General features: G+C 46.1%; 12 protein-coding genes. 5 read left to right on the top strand and 7 right to left on the bottom strand.

Features of this window, described 5'->3' with window-relative positions:
- Positions 1–288: 288 nt before the first annotated feature.
- The 3 genes from QUA44_RS05060 to QUA44_RS05070 all read left to right on the top strand — a co-directional run bounded on the left by QUA44_RS05060 (position 289) and on the right by QUA44_RS05070 (position 4,026).
- Positions 289–1,893 carry a metallophosphoesterase gene (locus QUA44_RS05060; RefSeq protein ID WP_333251911.1) on the top strand — a complete coding sequence of 535 codons (1,605 nt, stop codon included), beginning with the start codon at positions 289–291 and terminating at the stop codon, positions 1,891–1,893.
- Positions 1,894–2,148: 255 nt separating this feature from the next.
- Positions 2,149–2,877, top strand: a complete 729-nt coding sequence (locus tag QUA44_RS05065; RefSeq protein ID WP_333251910.1) for a DUF3891 family protein — start codon at positions 2,149–2,151, stop codon at positions 2,875–2,877.
- Positions 2,878–3,012: 135 nt separating this feature from the next.
- The gene (locus tag QUA44_RS05070) at positions 3,013–4,026 is read left to right on the top strand and encodes a YegS/Rv2252/BmrU family lipid kinase (RefSeq protein ID WP_445243668.1); all 1,014 of its coding nucleotides are present in this window, start codon (positions 3,013–3,015) and stop codon (positions 4,024–4,026) included.
- A gap of 52 nt (positions 4,027–4,078) precedes the next feature.
- Here QUA44_RS05070 and QUA44_RS05075 read toward each other — a convergent pair whose 3' ends face one another.
- Positions 4,079–4,435 carry a hypothetical protein gene (locus QUA44_RS05075; protein WP_333251909.1) on the bottom strand — a complete coding sequence of 119 codons (357 nt, stop codon included), beginning with the start codon at positions 4,433–4,435 and terminating at the stop codon, positions 4,079–4,081.
- A gap of 505 nt (positions 4,436–4,940) precedes the next feature.
- Between QUA44_RS05075 and QUA44_RS05080 the strand changes: the two genes are divergently transcribed.
- Positions 4,941–9,434: a WD40 domain-containing protein gene (locus QUA44_RS05080; protein WP_333251908.1), complete on the top strand. Its 4,494-nt coding sequence runs from the start codon at positions 4,941–4,943 to the stop codon at positions 9,432–9,434.
- A gap of 128 nt (positions 9,435–9,562) precedes the next feature.
- On the opposite strand, the gene QUA44_RS05085 is transcribed toward QUA44_RS05080, so the two are convergent.
- The 5 genes from QUA44_RS05085 to QUA44_RS05105 form a co-directional block, all read right to left on the bottom strand.
- Positions 9,563–9,895, bottom strand: coding sequence for a XisI protein (locus tag QUA44_RS05085; RefSeq protein WP_333251907.1), 333 nt, complete (start codon positions 9,893–9,895; stop codon positions 9,563–9,565).
- Positions 9,883–10,299 (bottom strand): element excision factor XisH family protein, encoded by a 417-nt coding sequence (locus QUA44_RS05090; RefSeq protein WP_333251906.1) that lies wholly within the window; start codon positions 10,297–10,299, stop codon positions 9,883–9,885. Before QUA44_RS05090 ends, QUA44_RS05085 begins: the two co-directional genes overlap by 13 nt.
- A gap of 173 nt (positions 10,300–10,472) precedes the next feature.
- Positions 10,473–12,230 carry an ABC transporter ATP-binding protein gene (locus QUA44_RS05095; RefSeq protein ID WP_333251905.1) on the bottom strand — a complete coding sequence of 586 codons (1,758 nt, stop codon included), beginning with the start codon at positions 12,228–12,230 and terminating at the stop codon, positions 10,473–10,475.
- 80 nt (positions 12,231–12,310) lie between these two features.
- On the bottom strand, positions 12,311–12,793 hold the full coding sequence (locus tag QUA44_RS05100; protein ID WP_333251904.1) for an FxLYD domain-containing protein: 483 nt from the start codon (positions 12,791–12,793) through the stop codon (positions 12,311–12,313).
- A gap of 329 nt (positions 12,794–13,122) precedes the next feature.
- Positions 13,123–14,820, bottom strand: coding sequence for an NAD(P)/FAD-dependent oxidoreductase (locus QUA44_RS05105; RefSeq protein ID WP_333251903.1), 1,698 nt, complete (start codon positions 14,818–14,820; stop codon positions 13,123–13,125).
- 99 nt (positions 14,821–14,919) lie between these two features.
- Between QUA44_RS05105 and QUA44_RS05110 the strand changes: the two genes are divergently transcribed.
- The gene (locus QUA44_RS05110; protein WP_333251902.1) at positions 14,920–15,834 is read left to right on the top strand and encodes a PPC domain-containing protein; all 915 of its coding nucleotides are present in this window, start codon (positions 14,920–14,922) and stop codon (positions 15,832–15,834) included.
- A 191-nt stretch (positions 15,835–16,025) separates the two neighbouring features.
- Here QUA44_RS05110 and QUA44_RS05115 read toward each other — a convergent pair whose 3' ends face one another.
- Entirely contained in the window at positions 16,026–16,637 is a 612-nt protein-coding gene (locus tag QUA44_RS05115) for a hypothetical protein (RefSeq protein ID WP_333251901.1), read from the bottom strand.
- Between the last annotated feature and the right edge of the window lie 32 nt (positions 16,638–16,669).

The following is a 16,669-nucleotide window of genomic DNA, read 5'->3' on the forward strand; positions in this document are numbered from 1 at the left end:
AGCTCGTCAGCAGGGTTTTGACATCACTGTTAGTGGTTGGCAGTATGGCTAATTGAGAATGGTGCAAGATCTCAGTTTTAACCGACTTTCGCTGTCAGACGGGGGTTTCAACCCCCGGCGGGTTAAAGAGAATGGCGCAAGATGTCAGTTGCAGGGCTGTATTCTCGTCCAAAACCAGGTTTCTGAGTACCCGGGCGTCAATTTTCAGCTTTTAGAGAGATGTAAAAACTCGCCCGATCGCTACACTATGATTAACTAGGAACTCAGCAATTTTGGAGAAGAGGTGAATTGAAATTCGTTTCCGACCCGCAAATAACAGTCAAAATCCGCAAAATGAAAGAGCGGGTGCGGTGGCAAGAACAGTCGATCGTCGATCGGGGAATCGACCAAACTCGGATGGTTTTGGAATCTCCAACCACCGACTCTCCAGAGTTTTCGTTTTTAGTCGCAGGCGACAGCGGCACGGGCAATCACCGCGGCCACAACCCCCAGCGCCAGGTTGCCGAACTGATGCTGGTCGAGGGGAGAACTTGCCGTTTCGTCCTCCACACGGGCGATGTAGTTTATCTCGTAGGTTCCAGCGAATATTACTTGCAAAACTTTATTCGCCCCTACCGAGAATTTATAGTCGGCGGCGAGCATCCTTCTCGGATTGCTTACGATCGCATGGTGTTTAACTTTCCCTTTTTGCCCGTACCGGGAAACCACGACTATTACGACTTGCCCATAGTCTACGGCATTCTGTCGGCGACAGCCTTACCGCTGCGCCGACTGTTGGGTTCCAAGTTGGATCTCGATGTCGGCTGGCACGGTTCCGATCGCGGAAATGCCTACGCCAAAGCCTTTCTCGACTACCTGCAAGCTCACAAAATGCCGGGAGAACTCGATCGCCACCTAGACGCCCACTACACCGCCAGCACCAGCACAGGCCGCTGCCTCCGCTACCAACCCGGAAGCTTTACGCGCTTACCCAACCGCTACTACACCTTCTGCAGTGGCGGCATCGACTTCTTCGCCCTCGACTCCAACACCTTCAACGAACCATTACCGATCCCGAAAACCAAACAGGGCGACATTCGCCGCCAGAATTTGGAACTCGATCGCCAGAAATTGGAACAAGAAAAATTGGCAATGCTCGAAATGTGCGATCGGCTGAACCCCGAAATTCCTTCTGAAGCCGAACAGCTAGACGACTTGAGCGCCAAATTAGAGCAACTTGACGAAATGCTCATAGATATTGACAAACAACTGTCGTCCCACAAAACAGCCGCCACCGACGTTGAACAGCTCGAATGGCTCAAAAAAAGGCTGATTGACTCTTGGCGCGATTCCGAGGTGCGGGGGCGGGTAATTTACCTGCACCATCCCCCCTACGTGACAGAGGCGACAAAGTGGAATCAAGCTCAAACTTTGGCGGTGCGGTTGCGATTGCGCGAGGTGCTCGACGCGGTGGCCGATGCAGTTGGGGAAGTAGCGCGGGGGCGTCCGCTAGTAGATTTGGTGCTGACTGGCCACGCTCACTGTTTGGAATACCTGCGGACTGGGAATACCGGACACGGCGACTCTGGGATTAATTGGATTGTCTGCGGGGGAAGCGGCCACAGTCTCCGCCGCCAGCGCCCGGAAGGACCGATGTTGCAGGAACCATCGAGTCCAGAAGCTGATCGATTGGGGCGTGAGGGCGGGCGATCGCAAAAAGGCGATCGCCCGATAGCGGAATCTTTGCTATTTGTCGGCCGCAGCGGCCAAGGTTCCCACAAACGCCGTCCTTATTCGTGTTTGCGGATTGATGTTCTCGACGGGAGCCCCCCCAAGTTCCGCATCCGACCTTTGGTTGTCGAACGATTTGAGGGGAAATGGCACGAGATCTCGATCGAACCTTTTGTAATTTAACGAATGAAGTTGCCCTCATGAGCGGGTTTTGCCGCAGCAAACGGCTTAATTCCTCAGCTTGAAACTCTCAAGATTCTCTCTCAAACCCGGAAATCTTCAATAGACTCGCATTGCATTCATTCGATCGCCATAACAGGAAATTATCTGCGTTAATGGGCGTTAATCTGCCTTGCATCTGCGATCGATCTATCAATCAAAGATTAATGCAATACAAGTCTCATCTTTGCACTCAACTTAATTCAGGAAAAAAACTCAATGATTGCTAACTTAACCGCCACCGGCTGGGAAATTATTTACCACCGCGCCCACGCTTTGCTCGCGGCCCAACTTGGCGGACAGTGGAAGCGCTCGAAATCTCCGGTTCGCCTTTACGAAACCATAGCAGCGATTTCGCATCACGACGATTTGGAGAAAGAATGGGAAGAAAATATTTTGACAGAAGCGGGCGCGCCCTTTGATTTTACCTTGCAGACCGAAACTTCACTGCCTAAAATTAAAGCCATGACGCAGAATGCCCTATATCGCGGTAGGTGGGTAGCAATGCTGATTTCTATGCACATGAGCTTTCTCAATGAAGGAAAGCGGGGAGAGTCGAAGGAACTCGACGAGTTTTTGGACGAACAACTGGAAAATCAAAAAAAATGGCGCAAAGAGTTGAAAATTTCCGAGGAAGATGCTAAGGCAGCTTATGCTTTTTTCCAGTGGTGCGATCGGCTATCATTAATTCTTTGCAGCCGCGAGTTACCCGCCGGAGAACGAGCTTTAGAAATTAGTGTCGGCCCGGACGGCAAGCGCTACGATATTTTACAGCACAGCAACGAACTCGTGACTGTAACTCCTTGGCCTTTTGAAGAAGATAAGTTTACGGTGAATGTCGAAGCGTGCCTTTTGGATAAAGTCAAGTTCGACAGCAACAAGGAAATCAAGGAAGCGTTGTACAAAGCTCCCCGCGAAGTCTTAGAGTGGACTTTTGTCAAGTCTTAATTAAACCTCTAGCACAAATACTGCACCGTTCTAGGTTTGTAGCGAGAACTTAAGTCCCAGCGAGTTTTCTGAAAACTGAAGTTCTCACTACAAACCAATTTGATTGTTGCCGATTGACCGGACATAATATTATCAATGAGCAATTACCAATTACCAATTACCAATTACCAATTACCAAACATGAAACGTTCAGCTTGCCTAATTTTTAATCCCGTCGCCGGTAACAGCGACCCCGACCAAGACTTAGCTAGAATTCAGGAACTTTTAGAGCCTTTTATTGACTTAGATATTCGGCTGACAACCCCAGAATTAGACGCAGATCAAATCGCCCGCGAAGCAGTTGCTAGAGGAGTTGAGGCAATTATTGCTTGCGGGGGCGACGGCACATTATCCGCAGTTGCTGGGGCGATTGTCGGCACAAATATTCCTTTAGGAATTATTTCGCGAGGAACTGCTAATGCTTTTGCTAATGCTTTAGACATTCCAAATACAATTGAAACCGCCTGCGCCACTATTTTGGGAGGGTTGACGCGGGTGGTGGATGCGGCGATTTGCAACGGTGAAATGCCGATGGTTTTATTAGCTGGAGTGGGTTTTGAGGCGGAAACTGTCGAATTAGCCGATCGCGAAATGAAGAATCGCTGGGGAATGCTGGCTTACATTTTGTCTGGAATTAAACAGTTAAACAATTTAGAAAGATTTGAAGCGGAAATCGAAACCGAAGATAGAATTATCAGCCTTACTGCTGTGGCGGTGACAGTGGCGAATGCAGCGCCGCCTACTTCCATTTTAGCTCAAGGCCCGGCGGGGATTGTTTTTGATGACGGCTTGCTGGACGTGACGCTGGTGGCACCTGAGAATAAAGCTGGGGCGATCGCAGCTTCTTATCACTTATTGCAAACAGCTTTGAGTGGCAATCCTAGCGATCGCGACGACATCGGTTATTTGCGGGCAAAAAAAATAAAAATTACTACCGATCCGCCTCAGAAAGTAGTTGTAGACGGTGAAATTTTCGGCATGACTCCGATTACTATTGAGTGCATTCCAGGAGGTTTAACTATTTTTGTACCGCGAGTTGAAGAACCGCCAGTCGTGGAAAAACTCACCGGTTTAGCGGACATCGAAATTACAATTAAACCCTTAATTTAAACTTTTTAGCGACACAAATAATCAGAAAGACCGCAGGGGCGGTCTTTTGTTTTTAGGCTTCTAAAATTTGGCGAATCCGACGCTCCAAAAGTTCGAGATCAAGTCCACCTTCATCGCGGCTAATGCGGCGCACGGTGACGTTAACATTGCTCAAATCTGCCAGCAAATCTTGGAGGATTTCTTGTTGCTGCCGAGCTTGAGTTATTTCGCGCGGTTCCTGCACCAAATCGCGAACGATTGTATCTTCAGCGCGGGAAGCAACGATCGGGTCTGCTTCGCCGTCTACGTGTACGAAAGTGCGCCGACCAGGCCCACGTTCATCTTCAATTGGGATTACTGCTGTTACCCGATCGGAGCGTACATATTTACCAAATCCGAGGTGGACTAGCACTGATGATTGTATTTTCATAGATAGCAAGTTTTATTTGTTAGTTATCTATATTCTAACTTTTATAACTATGATATAACAACTAATATTATAGATAATTTTACTACGATATATGTCGGTTGTTTCTCTGTTTTATAGTTGTCAAATTGAGTAAAAAATGCTAACATTTAATATAAGAACTCAACAGTATCATATCCATTTCGGTTGGATCGGAATTATTTAACCACAGAGAGCGCAGAGAACACAGAGAAAGATCGGAGAGATGAATGATTCCGATGTTGACAGGTTTGATATCATTCAATATCTGGGTTAAATCAAATAACTAAATAAAATATGATTCCACAGTCCTCTTGAGAGAACTTTCGCTATGAGACAGGGGTTGAAACCCCTGTCGGACTATCGGAATATGGCAAATCTCGGACTGTCGGTGCGCGACAGTTGGCTAATGCGTTAACATAGAATGAAAGCAATTTGCGATTTTGAGATTCGAGAATGATTCCCACCGATAAACAGGAAAGCCTAAATCATGCTAATTAGTCTCGACTTAGTTATCAGCCTCGTGACGGCCATTCCCTTCGGCATCGTCAAAGACAAGCTTCAGCGCAACGAAGCTGTAATCAAATTATTAAAAAAATTTAACCTCGACCCCGACGCGCCGCCAGCAGATTTTAGCGGAGTTTATGTTTATACTTTAGTAGAATACGGCGCAGGCAAACCCAAACAAATTTTAGAACTGTTTCGCCAAAAAGAAATTGAATCAGCATTTCGCAAAGCTTTCGAGTCCGATAGCCCAGCCATTTTGATTCAAGCAGGCGAATATTATCTGAACGAGTCTGCTTTGGGCAAGGAAATTCGTGATTTAGGCATTGATCCCAGACGGGAATTCATGGCATTTGCAGCCGTGTTTATGGAAGTAGCAAAGCGGACGCGGACGCTGGGAGATGTGATGGTGGGAAATTCGCTCGCCTCTTTGCAAAAACGCCTATGTATGGTAATGGATCGCATCGAACGCCTTCCCACGCTGGAAGGAATTCGCACCGAATTTGCGCGGTTGGAATCTCAAGATTATCCCGCACTTCCGCCCGCCGAATCAACGAAGATTCAAAAGTCTCAAGCTTTTATTTTATCGCAACAAGTTCGAGGTTGGTTTGAGACATTAAGTTATCGGTTTGAGAAATATGAAATTTGGGAAGATAACTATTTTGAATGGATTATCAATGTTCCCGTCAGACGCAATCGGTACGATCGCATTTTAGTGCGCGGTATCGCCGGAGAAGCCGGAATCAAGGATATCTCAGCCCTGCGCGAGTCGGTGGAAAAACAGCGCACCGATGAAGGCTGGTTAGTCACCGCCCGCCGCATCAGTAGCGCCGCGCGGGATGAAGTAAAAAAAGATGAAAATCGCGATTTAGCTTGCTATACTTTCGATGAATTGCTCGACCAAGATGCCGATTTTACCGCTTATCTGGATTGGCTAGAAACTGAAATTACCAGCCGGAAAATTAATACAAAATACGTGCCACTAGCTTGTACAAAAGAAGAAATTGATCCCGATACTCACCGCAAAATAGGAGTGAGTCATTATGGCGAGGGAGATGGCTGGATTGAAGGTTATATTGACCTGTGGTTGGATGACCCCGTAAAAGAACATATTTCAGTTTTAGGAGAATTTGGGACGGGGAAAACTTGGTTTGTGATGCACTATGCTTGGATGGCGCTGCAACGCTACAAAAAAGCTCAAAAGCGCGGTTTGGAACGTCCGCGTTTGCCGTTAGTAATTCCGCTGCGAGATTACGCGAAAGCCGTTAGTGTGGAGTCGCTATTTTCCGAGTTTTTCTTTCGGAAACACGAGATACCTTTGGCGGGTTATTCGGCCTTTGAACAACTGAATCGCATGGGTAAGTTTCTGTTGATTTTCGATGGTTTTGATGAAATGGCCGCTAAGTGCGATCGGCAAGAAACCATTAACAACTTCTGGGAACTAGCAAAAACCGTCGTTCCCGGCGCAAAAGTCATCCTCACTTGCCGTACCGAACACTTTCCTGAAGGCAAGGAAGGACGGGCATTGTTCAATGCAGAACTGCAAGCGTCAACAACCATTTTGACAGGTGAAATTCCCCAATTTGAAGTATTAGAATTAGAGAAATTTAACGACGAGCAAATTGGGCAAGCGCTGTCATTTCAAACAGAAGCCGCGACTGTCGAAAAAGTGATGGGAAACCCGCAGTTATTGGATTTAGCGCGCCGCCCGGTGATGACCGAGTTAATTTTGGAAGCATTGCCGGATATTGAAGCTGGAAAACCAGTCGATATGTCGCGGATATATCTGTATGCGGTGCGGCGGAAGATAGAGAGAGATATCAAAGCTGAACGCACTTTTACTTCCTTAGCAGATAAGCTTTACTTTTTGTGCGAACTGTCTTGGGAAATGCTGTCAACCAACCAAATGAGCCTGAATTATCGCGGTTTTCCCGATCGCATTCGCAGCTTGTTTGGTTCCATCGTGCAAGAGGAAAAAGACTTAGACCACTGGCACTACGACATGATGGGTCAAACGATGCTGATTCGTAATGCCGACGGCGATTATACTCCGGCGCACCGTTCGTTATTAGAGTTTTTTGTCGCTTATAAATTTGCAGCAGAATTGGGAGTTTTAGCGGCAGATTTTACTGAATTAGTTGCGCCGGAACAGTCTTGTTTAGATCCTAATGCAGCGCCTCAATCATACACTTGGTCTAATTATTGTCGATTGCAAGCCCAGAAGAGAAATAATGGTGAGCTTATTGCGCCTTTAAAAGGATTTGCAGCGGAAGATTTAGGACAACTCCGTAATAGTTTCGGACACGCGCCGCTGACAAAAGCAGTGATGGATTTGTTATTACCAATGGTAGGGGCTGTACACTCGTGCCGGCCCTGCCTCGATGTAGGGGCAGCTACGGAGGAATTATTGGAAATTCTGGAAGCAACGCGGGGAAAAACTGAAAGTGAGGTAGGTTATGTGGGAGGGAATGCGGCGACGCTGTTGGTGAAAATCGATCGCACTGCGTTAGAAACAAAAGACCTTTCTCGTGCAGTTATTTTAGGTGCTGATTTTACAAATGCTAATCTGCGCCACGTCAATTTTGCTGAAGCGAATTTGGCTAATTCAGCTTTTACTAAAATCTTCGGCAGTCTTCGGTCAGTAATATTTAGTCCTGATGGCAAACTGTTAGCTACAGGTGATAGTGATGGCGTAGTTGCCTTGTGGGAAGCTAGCAGTGGCAGAGAAATATTGACCTGCAAAGGACATACCAACGTGGTGGAGTCTGTCGCCTTCAGTCCTGACGGGGACATACTCGCTAGCGCGAGTTATGACAAAACAATTAAGTTATGGGATGTCAAGAGTGGTGAATGTTTAAAAGTGTTGCAGGGACATACCGAATCAGTAATGTTTGTCACCTTCAATCCTGATGGAAATATACTTGCTAGTGGGAGTTTCGATCGCACCATAAGGTTATGGGATATCGGCACGGGTGAATGCCTCAAAACTTTGCAAGACCATACTAAAGTTGTATTTTCAGTTGCTTTCCATCCTGCTGGTGAAATGCTTGCTAGTGGCAGCGGTGACAAAACAGTGAGGCTATGGAATGTCGGTACTGGTGAATGCCTCAAAATTTTGCACGGTCATACTCAAAATGTGTTTTCAGTTGCTTTCAATTCTGCTGGTGAGATGCTGGCTAGTGGAAGCGCCGACAAAACAGTGAGGCTGTGGCATATCGGTAGCGGTGAATGTCTCAAAACTTTGGAAGGACATTTGGGTCAAGTACGGTCAGTAGCCTTCAGTCCAAATGGCGAAATACTCGCTAGTGGAAGTTACGATCAAACAGCGAAACTGTGGGATATCCACACTGGAGAATGCTTGAATACTTTGCAAGGGCATAGCAATCAAGTAGGATCAGTTGCCTTCCATCCTGCGGGTGAAATACTTGTTAGCGGTAGTTATGACCAAACGCTGAGGCTGTGGGATGTCAACACTGGTGAATGCTTGAATACGTTACAAGGGCATAGCACTCAAGTAAGGTCCGTAGCCTTTAGTCCAAACGGTGAAATTCTTGCCAGCGGCGATGACGAACAAACAGTCAGGCTGTGGGATGTCAACACTGGTGAATGCCTCCAAATCTTGCAGGGTCATCTCGATCGGGTACATTTAGTTGCCTTCCATCCAAACGGTGAAATACTTGCTAGCGGAAGTTATGACCAAACGCTTAGGCTGTGGGATGTCAAAAGTGGTGAATGCCTCCATACTTTGCCAGAGTGTGGAAAGGAAGTACGATCGATCGCCTTTAGTCCTTCGGGTGAAAGACTTGCCAGTGGTAGTTATGACCAAACGGTGAGGCTGTGGGATGTCAACACTGGTGAATGCCTCAAAACCTGTCAGGGGCATAACAGTTCATTATACTCGGTTGCCTTCAGTCCTTTGGGCGAGATATTTGCCAGTACAGGTTATGACGGAACGCTGAGGCTGTGGGATATCCATACTGGTGAATGCCTCCAAATCTTGCAGGGGCATACCGGTTGGGCACGCGCGATCGCCTTTAGCCAAAACGGTGAAATACTTGCCAGTGGAAGTATCGATCAAACAGTAAGACTATGGGATATCAACAGCGGTGAATGCCTCAATGTTTTTCACGGGCATACTGATTGGATACGTTCAGTTGCCTTTAGTTATTCGGGTGAGTTAGTTGCTAGTGGAAGTGTCGATAAAACGGTAAGATTATGGGATATTCGTACAGGTGAATGTCTAAAATTTTTGCAAGGTCATACCAGTAGAATTAACTCATTTGCCTTCAATTATGATGGTAAATTGATTGCTACTTGCAGTCGCGATGGCATAATTATGATTTGGGAGATTGAGACCGGTGAGTGCCTCAAAATACTCAAAAGTGACAGACCTTATGAAAACATGAATATTACAGGGGTTACTGGTTTAACGGAAGTTGAAAAAGCCACGCTCAAAGCTTTAGGTGCTGTGGAAAATTGATCGTTGCAAAGGCTGTCAGTCCACCAAGTCCGACAGGGGTTTCAACCCTTGCCGGACTGGGGGTTTACCCTTAATCTACATCTACATCATCGCATTCATACGACAATCTAACATAAAAAAAACCAAACTTATCCGATCGCAAATTCACTCAATTTTCGCATAATCGGCGGGTCAAACCCAAGTACAATGTCTTCTTTAGGAACTCCCAACTCAACCAGTTCGTTAGCAATACCCACCTCCGTACCATCCTGCTGAATCCAGATTTTATTGTCCATAATATCCAGGTGCAAAACCGGGCCATAAATTCGCTGCTGATTGCGCCAGCCCACATATACTAATTGATAATGGTCGCGCTCGATATCAAAGATAGTTTGAGCCTGAATTCGCTCATCCCACACCAGACTAGCGTGTTGGGAGAGCAGATTTTGGATGTGCTGCCGATAAAGGTTTACATCTGCCATTGTGCGATTGACTCCTGTTCTATATCATAAACAATTAAATGAATTTGATTTTGTTGAACTAAAGACTGAATAAACCCCATTGTGAAAAAACTATCATAAACATTGGTGGGTACTGCTAGGTATAAAATGCGGTCAGTTTCTTGTTTTTGTAAAGCGGCTCGATAACTAATGAATAGTCCTAAAGCTGTGTAAAATTGGGATATTTTGGATGGGCCAGTAAAGCTTTTGATTTCAACGGCTATTTTCTGTCCATTTTTTTCGGCTGCAACCACCTTTTCGGCACCCAAGTCGATGTAAAGTTCTAAAGTTCCTGCTTGTAAAGTGTATGGATCGTGAGTAATCTGCCATCCATCTTTCTGGAGAGCGTTTTTAACGACTTCGTGAAAGGCATCTTTAGCAGACATAGCTTTACTGACTCGTTGTATTTAGTATCTTGGATAGTTGTTGTATTTTAATTATATACGATTTGCAGTAAATTCCGCTCGAACTTACGCGCGGGTAAACAGAAACCGGGTTTTTTCGATAATACTTCGTTGAGGCCAGCAGATTCGGCCAAAAACCCGGTTTCTAAGATACCCTACTGACTAAATTGTTGAGCGTAATAACGAGCATAGCGATCGCCCTTTTCCAACAATTCTTCGTGCGTGCCAGATTCCATCACTCTACCTTTTTCGAGAACTAATATGCGATCGGCTTTCCGCACAGTAGCCAAGCGGTGTGCGATAATAAACACCGTGCGATCGCGCATCAATCTTTCCAGCGCTTCCTGCACTAAACCTTCAGATTCCGAATCCAGCGCCGATGTCGCTTCATCCAAAATCAAAATTCTGGGAGCGAGCAAAACTGCACGGGCGATCGCAATTCTTTGTTTTTGTCCGCCAGACAAATTTACACCCCTTTCTCCTACCCAAGTTTGATAACCGTCGGGAAACTCAGTAATGAATTGATGGGCGTTAGCAATTTGCGCCGCTTTTTCAACATCTTTTAGCTCATAATAAGATTGACCAAAAGCAATATTTTGAGCAATTGTACCCGAAAATAAAATCGTTTCTTGCGGTACAATTCCGATTTGCCGGCGCAGAGTATTTAAGGTGACATCTTGAATATCAATACCGTCAATTAAAATCTGTCCCGCTTGCGGATCGTAAAATCTGGGTAACAAGTTTACTAAAGTAGTTTTACCCGCACCGGATGCACCAACAAGGGCGATCATTTCTCCCGGAAGTGCCAGTAAACTCATGTTTTGCAAAATTGGAACCCCCCCTTGCCCCCCCTTATCAAGGGGGGGTTGAGGGGGGTAGGCAAAATTAATGTTGCGATATTCGACTTTACCTGTAACGCGGGGAAGTTCGATCGCCCCTGGCTTTTCGACGACTGCGGGTTGAATGGCTAAAAGTTCAAAAATGCGATCGCTAGAAGCTTCTCCCTGCTTGAAATCACCGTAATTTGCAGTTGTAATGGCGATCGGGTCAATTAACAGTGCCACCCCTGCGATATAACTGATAAATTGAGTACCTGTGAGGTTTCCTTGAGCAATTTGCCAACCTCCTAGGAAAAACAGCAAAATCACGCTCATCGCTTCCAGAAAGCCAACTACAACGAACTGAAGCGCTTTTATGCGTTCCGACAAATACTTAGCACGGCGGTTTTGTTCAGATTCTTCTGCAAAGCGGGCAATTTCGTAATCTTCAGCCACAAATGCTTTGATTAAACGAATGCCGCTAAATACTTCTGTCAGCAAAGCGGATAAATCAGAAATGCGATTTTGACTTTGCCGCGAGTAACTTAGCAGTTTTTCGCCAAACCAACCAATTAAAATAGCCATCAACGGTGCGATAATTAATGCACCTAAAGTTAATTGCCAGTTGAGATAAATCATATATCCCAGGACGGCAATTAGCTGCAAAACACAAGGAATAAACTGATGAAAAAATTTATTTACGACTTCGCCAATGCGGTCAATATCTTCGGTGAGGCGGTAGGATAAATCTCCGGTTTTGGCAGTTTCAAAGTAGCCGAGATTGAGGTTTTGCAGGTGTGCGTAAACTTTTTTACGGATTTCTAAAGCAATAGTCAAAGCTGCTTTTGCCATCAGCGTATCTTGACCGTACTGGGCCGTACCGCGAATCAGAAATATAATGGCGCTGAGTGCAGCAATTTGACCGAATCCTTGTAAATCTCCTTTTCCTATAAATTTTGCTGTTTCGCCAACCAGCCACGCGATTATCGGCCAAAATATGGTAAATACTACGGTACAAGCTAATGCTTTACCGATGGTTTGTTTTTGGGGACGGAGGTAAGGTAAAATTTGCCAGTATGTCGATCGAGTTTTCAAGATATTTTGCCCTCGCAAATTCTGTTTTTAGAGATATCTGAGCCAGAATATAATATCAGCGATCGGGCAAATCGCCACAATCAATCTAGAGCATCTGCATAAGTCGCCTGCACCTTAGCCCCTGCGACAACTGCGCCCCGAAAGGTAGCGGACTCTCCGGGTGCAATAGTAGCTGGTTGAGCGTCAATAAATCCGTTATCAATTAAATTACCCGACTCGTCCAAAACTTCATAATTGACTTTGACATTTTTGATGATTTTGCAGCCTTGATTCAAAACTTTACCGCTGAAAAAGTTGCCGTCATAATTTGCCTGTGCAATTGAAAGTTTTGCCGCAATGTTGGCACCGGCAATGCAAGTTTGAGAAGTTTCCGAATTGGGTTGTTTTTCGCACAACTTGCCTAGGTCTACTATTCTACCATCGGGAGTTTTTAGGTAGCAAAACGGCTCGTCAATTTGAGAGTTTTGGGCCATGATATCTGTAGAGTATGCAATCAAAGGGCGAGCCGATATCGGTGAAATTAGCAAACTTGATAAAGCTACGGTTAAATGTAAAATTTTCATATTTATTCGGGATTTTCTGAGATTAATTATACAAGATAATTCAAGACGATTCACTTAAGACCGATCCCCCCTAACCCAATACGGTTCACTTAAGACAGATCCCCCCTAACCCCCCTTGAAAAAGGGGGGGACAAGAATGCTCTCAAAGTCCCCCTTGCTTTCGGGGGATTTAGGGGGATCTCCGGCGCATAAATAGTGTTAAGTAAACCGTATTGCCCCTAACCCCCTTAAAAAGGGTGGGACAAAAGTCAGCGTCAAAGTCCCCCTTGCTTTCGGGGGATTTAGGGGGATCTAGACTTCGATTAAAACCAGTGTCTGCAATTACTGGATTATCTAATACTCGGATTCCTATTTCTAAGATTCCGAGATCCGGGAACTTTTCGACTCGGACGGCGCTGGTTCAAACTGCTCGCACTGCGAGTATTCAAAGCATCTACAGAACTTGTCAAACCCAAATCTTGTAAAATTTCAAAAGCCGCCCTTTGTCCGGTTTCGCAACCGCCTTCCATATAACCTTGATTTTCCAGCGAAGTGTGTTCTCCGGCAAAATATAAGTTCCCAACTCGTTCGCCTTCAACGCCGTACATTTGCGTCCACTGCCCGACTAAATAGCAGGAATAAGAACCTTTAGAAAAGCGTTCTCCCGGCCAATAAGCTCGTACAGCTTTACCCGATCGCAAATTTCTCACTCCGGGAAAAACTCTTTCAAATTGGTTCAAAAATCTTTGTGCTTGGTCTTCTGGAGTTCCCGCACCGATCGCCAAACCCTGCTTTCCTCCTGTAAAATTAGTAACTAAACCGTTACCAGTAGGAGCAAAAGGCGTAGATTCCCAGCTATTTTGGAATCCTAAATCGGTATAAACAGAAGCAGTCGATTGATAAGTTTCTCGCCAAATGCGGCTGCGGTAGCCGGTAATTAACTTAGAATTGGTACCGTAGCCTAATTGCTCGATCGCCCTGCGCTTCGGTTGTGGCAAAGGTACGTTAATTTTAACATCTCGCAGAGTGCTAAACGGCAAAGTTAACAAAACTCGCTCGTAAGTGCGCTCGAAGGCGCTTTGTCCCGATCGCAAATTTACCCGATAGCGGCCATCCGGCAAAAGAGTAATCGCTTCCAAAACCGTCCCCGCCTCGATCGAACCAGACAATTGACCCGCCAAACGGTTGATAATTTGACTATTACCGCCGTCAATTTGATAGCGCTGGTCGCTGTTGCCGAACAATTCCAAACTGTCAGCTTCAGCACCGATTAAAAACAGCAGATTTAACGCCGACTGTTCTTCGGCATCTCTGCCGTATTCCGTTATGTAAGCAATGCGGAGCAACTGCCGGACAATCGTGCTAGTATCAGCTCCATCGAGATATTGAGCGATCGAAAGATTGTCCAATCTTTCCGCAGATTCCGTAAAATCAAGATAGCTAAATTCATCTCCGACTGCTTCCAAATCAGCACTAATTTTAGTGGATAGCGGCGCAAAATCTGCGATTAATTGTTCGAGAGAAAAGCGTCGCCCATCAAAGAAAAAAGTATCCTTCACCAATCCCTGCTGCACTTGGATGACATCGATCGCCCGCAAACCCAATTCCGTCGCCAGCGAGATTAAAGTAGTATGACCGGTGTCAATAAATTCTCCCCCCAACTCCGCCGAAATAAGCGTTCCAGCCACCTTGGAACCCGTGCGAATCCTCCCCCCCACGCGGTTAGTTGCCTCAATAATATCGGCACGCACGCCCGCTTGACGCAAGCGATAAGCCGCCGTCAAACCCGCAATTCCCGCACCCACAACCAAAATGGGCGATCGTCCACCTTGTTGAGCAAAAGCTCCCTCCCGGGTAAAAGTCGCAGCAGCTACAGCCCCCGCAGCAGCTAAACCCCCGTGCAGCAACTGGCGCCGAGATATGGGAAAATTAGAACTGCGCTCCGTCAGCATCCCCAGCAGTTCATCAGCCGGAATGCCCGTTTCCCGAGACTTTTGGGCAATACTCGCAGCGCGGCGCAGCATTGCCATCAGTGCAGATTTAGCCATAATTGAGCCACCCTCACAAAACTTCGGTGTAAACTGGATTGTCGATCGAATTTGATTATGCACTTTCCAGACTAAAGTACAAAGAGATTTTTTTGAATAATGCTAACCCTCAGAACACTGTTCGACAGCAAATTTTATCTCGAAAGCAACCCCGATGTCGCCGTAGCAGTTGCCAGAGGCACGGTATCGAGCCCCTTCGATCACTACCGAAAAATTGGCAAATTTGAAAATCGCGACCCGAATTCCCTGTTCGACGCCAGCTATTATTTAGAAACCAATACAGATGTAGCGGTATCAGCCAAACTCAATGGCTTTTCAGCAGCCGATCACTTTATTAGATTCGGTCAATTTGAAGTTCGCAACCCCAACCCATTCTTCGATGTTAATTTTTATCTAACAAGCAACCCCGACATTCAGACAGCAGTCCAAACAAATCAATTTACCCCATTTGAACACTACTTCAAAGCCGGTCAATTAGAAAACCGCAAATCCAGCGTTTTCTTCGATCCCAGCTTTTATCTAGAAAAATATCCGCTGGTAGCAACAGCAGTCAATAGCGGCGCAGTTAAAAGTGCGATCGACCACTACATTCAATTCGGCCAACAAGAAGGACTGTTGAGCACTCTCCCCGATCCCGCCGACAACTTGAACGCAGCACAAAACCTAGAAATTCTTGGAGAAATTCAAACTGCGAGCGATTTTGTGGGCGCTTCTGAACCAGCCGACATTTACAGTTTCATCCTCAATACTCCCAGCCTTTTCAGTGTAACTGTTGACGGTTTGAGTGCAGATGTTGATGTAGAATTAATTCAAGATCTCAACGGCAACGGCGCAGTTGGATTAGACGATATTATTGCTTCGTCTAACAATTTAGGCACGGCTTCAGAAACAATTGTCAGCAATGGAGCTTTGCCTGCGGGGACTTATTTCGTCCGCGTTTCTCAATTTCAAGGCGATACAAATTATGACTTGAGATTGCTGTCCGCTCCCTCAGTAATACCGCCCCAAACTTAAAATCGAATTAATATATAGCAAGCCTAAATCAGTCAAACAAACACACACTTCTCCTCTCTTCTCCTCTCTTCCTTCGCGGTCTAGCGCTTACGCGCGGCTTCGCTGTTCGTAAAAAAACATCTGGTTCACAAATGATTTAGACTTGCTATAAAACTGGCTGCAAAAAGGGCGAGTGGCAATTTGCCCAGGTTTCACTTATTAGTTGCTGGCCCGCCGGGAGAGGGCAAAGATTGAACAGGTGTCGGAGGCCAATTAGAGCGACTTCTGGTGAGAGTAGTAGACACCAAAGCATAGCCCAAAACAGCAGGAAGCACGATCGCACTCAGAAACACGATCGCCGCCGCCCAACTCATCGCATTCGAGATCGGGCCGTAATGAGTGCGGTAAGGGTCAAAGGTTGGTAAATTAGGCATCGGGGCATCCCGCAGCGCGATCGGACGTTTGAAGCGCACCCGCCTGTCGTCGAGCTTTTCGAGCAAAATCCAGCCAACTTCCGCCTCTTCCCGACACAGCTTGTTAAAAATCGCAGGATTGCGGAACAAATCGTTGCTAGCCCGGACAATCTTGTACTCCCAAACCGTCAAATCAACAGGATTGGGATCGGATTTGGGATTGCCCTTGGATCGCGCATTTTCAGGCGCATTAAAATTATCTTCTTGAGATTCGTACCGAGTCAAAACTTCCTCCTCCTCATCGCATTTTTGCCCCGCATCCAATTGCTCGTGGTTCACCAAAAGACCCACAAGCGCAGCCTCCAAGCCGAGACTGCCAATCATCAAACTCCAAATCAGAATTTCAACCATAAAAGTTAAAAATTAAAAACTCAAAAGACTCG

The organism is Microcoleus sp. N9_A2, from assembly GCF_036701775.1.
Lineage (GTDB): Bacteria > Cyanobacteriota > Cyanobacteriia > Cyanobacteriales > Microcoleaceae > Microcoleus.

Bases quoted from the DNA above. Each gene is read 5' to 3' on its own strand.
- QUA44_RS05105 (WP_333251903.1), bottom strand. From the start codon at position 14,820: ATGGCTAAATCTGCACTGATGGCAATGCTGCGCCGCGCTGCGAGTATT.
- QUA44_RS05075 (WP_333251909.1), bottom strand. From the start codon at position 4,435: ATGAAAATACAATCATCAGTGCTAGTCCACCTCGGATTTGGTAAATAT.
- QUA44_RS05110 (WP_333251902.1), top strand. From the start codon at position 14,920: ATGCTAACCCTCAGAACACTGTTCGACAGCAAATTTTATCTCGAAAGC.
- QUA44_RS05085 (WP_333251907.1), bottom strand. From the start codon at position 9,895: ATGGCAGATGTAAACCTTTATCGGCAGCACATCCAAAATCTGCTCTCC.
- QUA44_RS05100 (WP_333251904.1), bottom strand. From the start codon at position 12,793: ATGAAAATTTTACATTTAACCGTAGCTTTATCAAGTTTGCTAATTTCA.
- QUA44_RS05090 (WP_333251906.1), bottom strand. From the start codon at position 10,299: ATGTCTGCTAAAGATGCCTTTCACGAAGTCGTTAAAAACGCTCTCCAG.
- QUA44_RS05115 (WP_333251901.1), bottom strand. From the start codon at position 16,637: ATGGTTGAAATTCTGATTTGGAGTTTGATGATTGGCAGTCTCGGCTTG.
- QUA44_RS05070 (WP_445243668.1), top strand. From the start codon at position 3,013: ATGAGCAATTACCAATTACCAATTACCAATTACCAATTACCAAACATG.
- QUA44_RS05065 (WP_333251910.1), top strand. From the start codon at position 2,149: ATGATTGCTAACTTAACCGCCACCGGCTGGGAAATTATTTACCACCGC.
- QUA44_RS05080 (WP_333251908.1), top strand. From the start codon at position 4,941: ATGCTAATTAGTCTCGACTTAGTTATCAGCCTCGTGACGGCCATTCCC.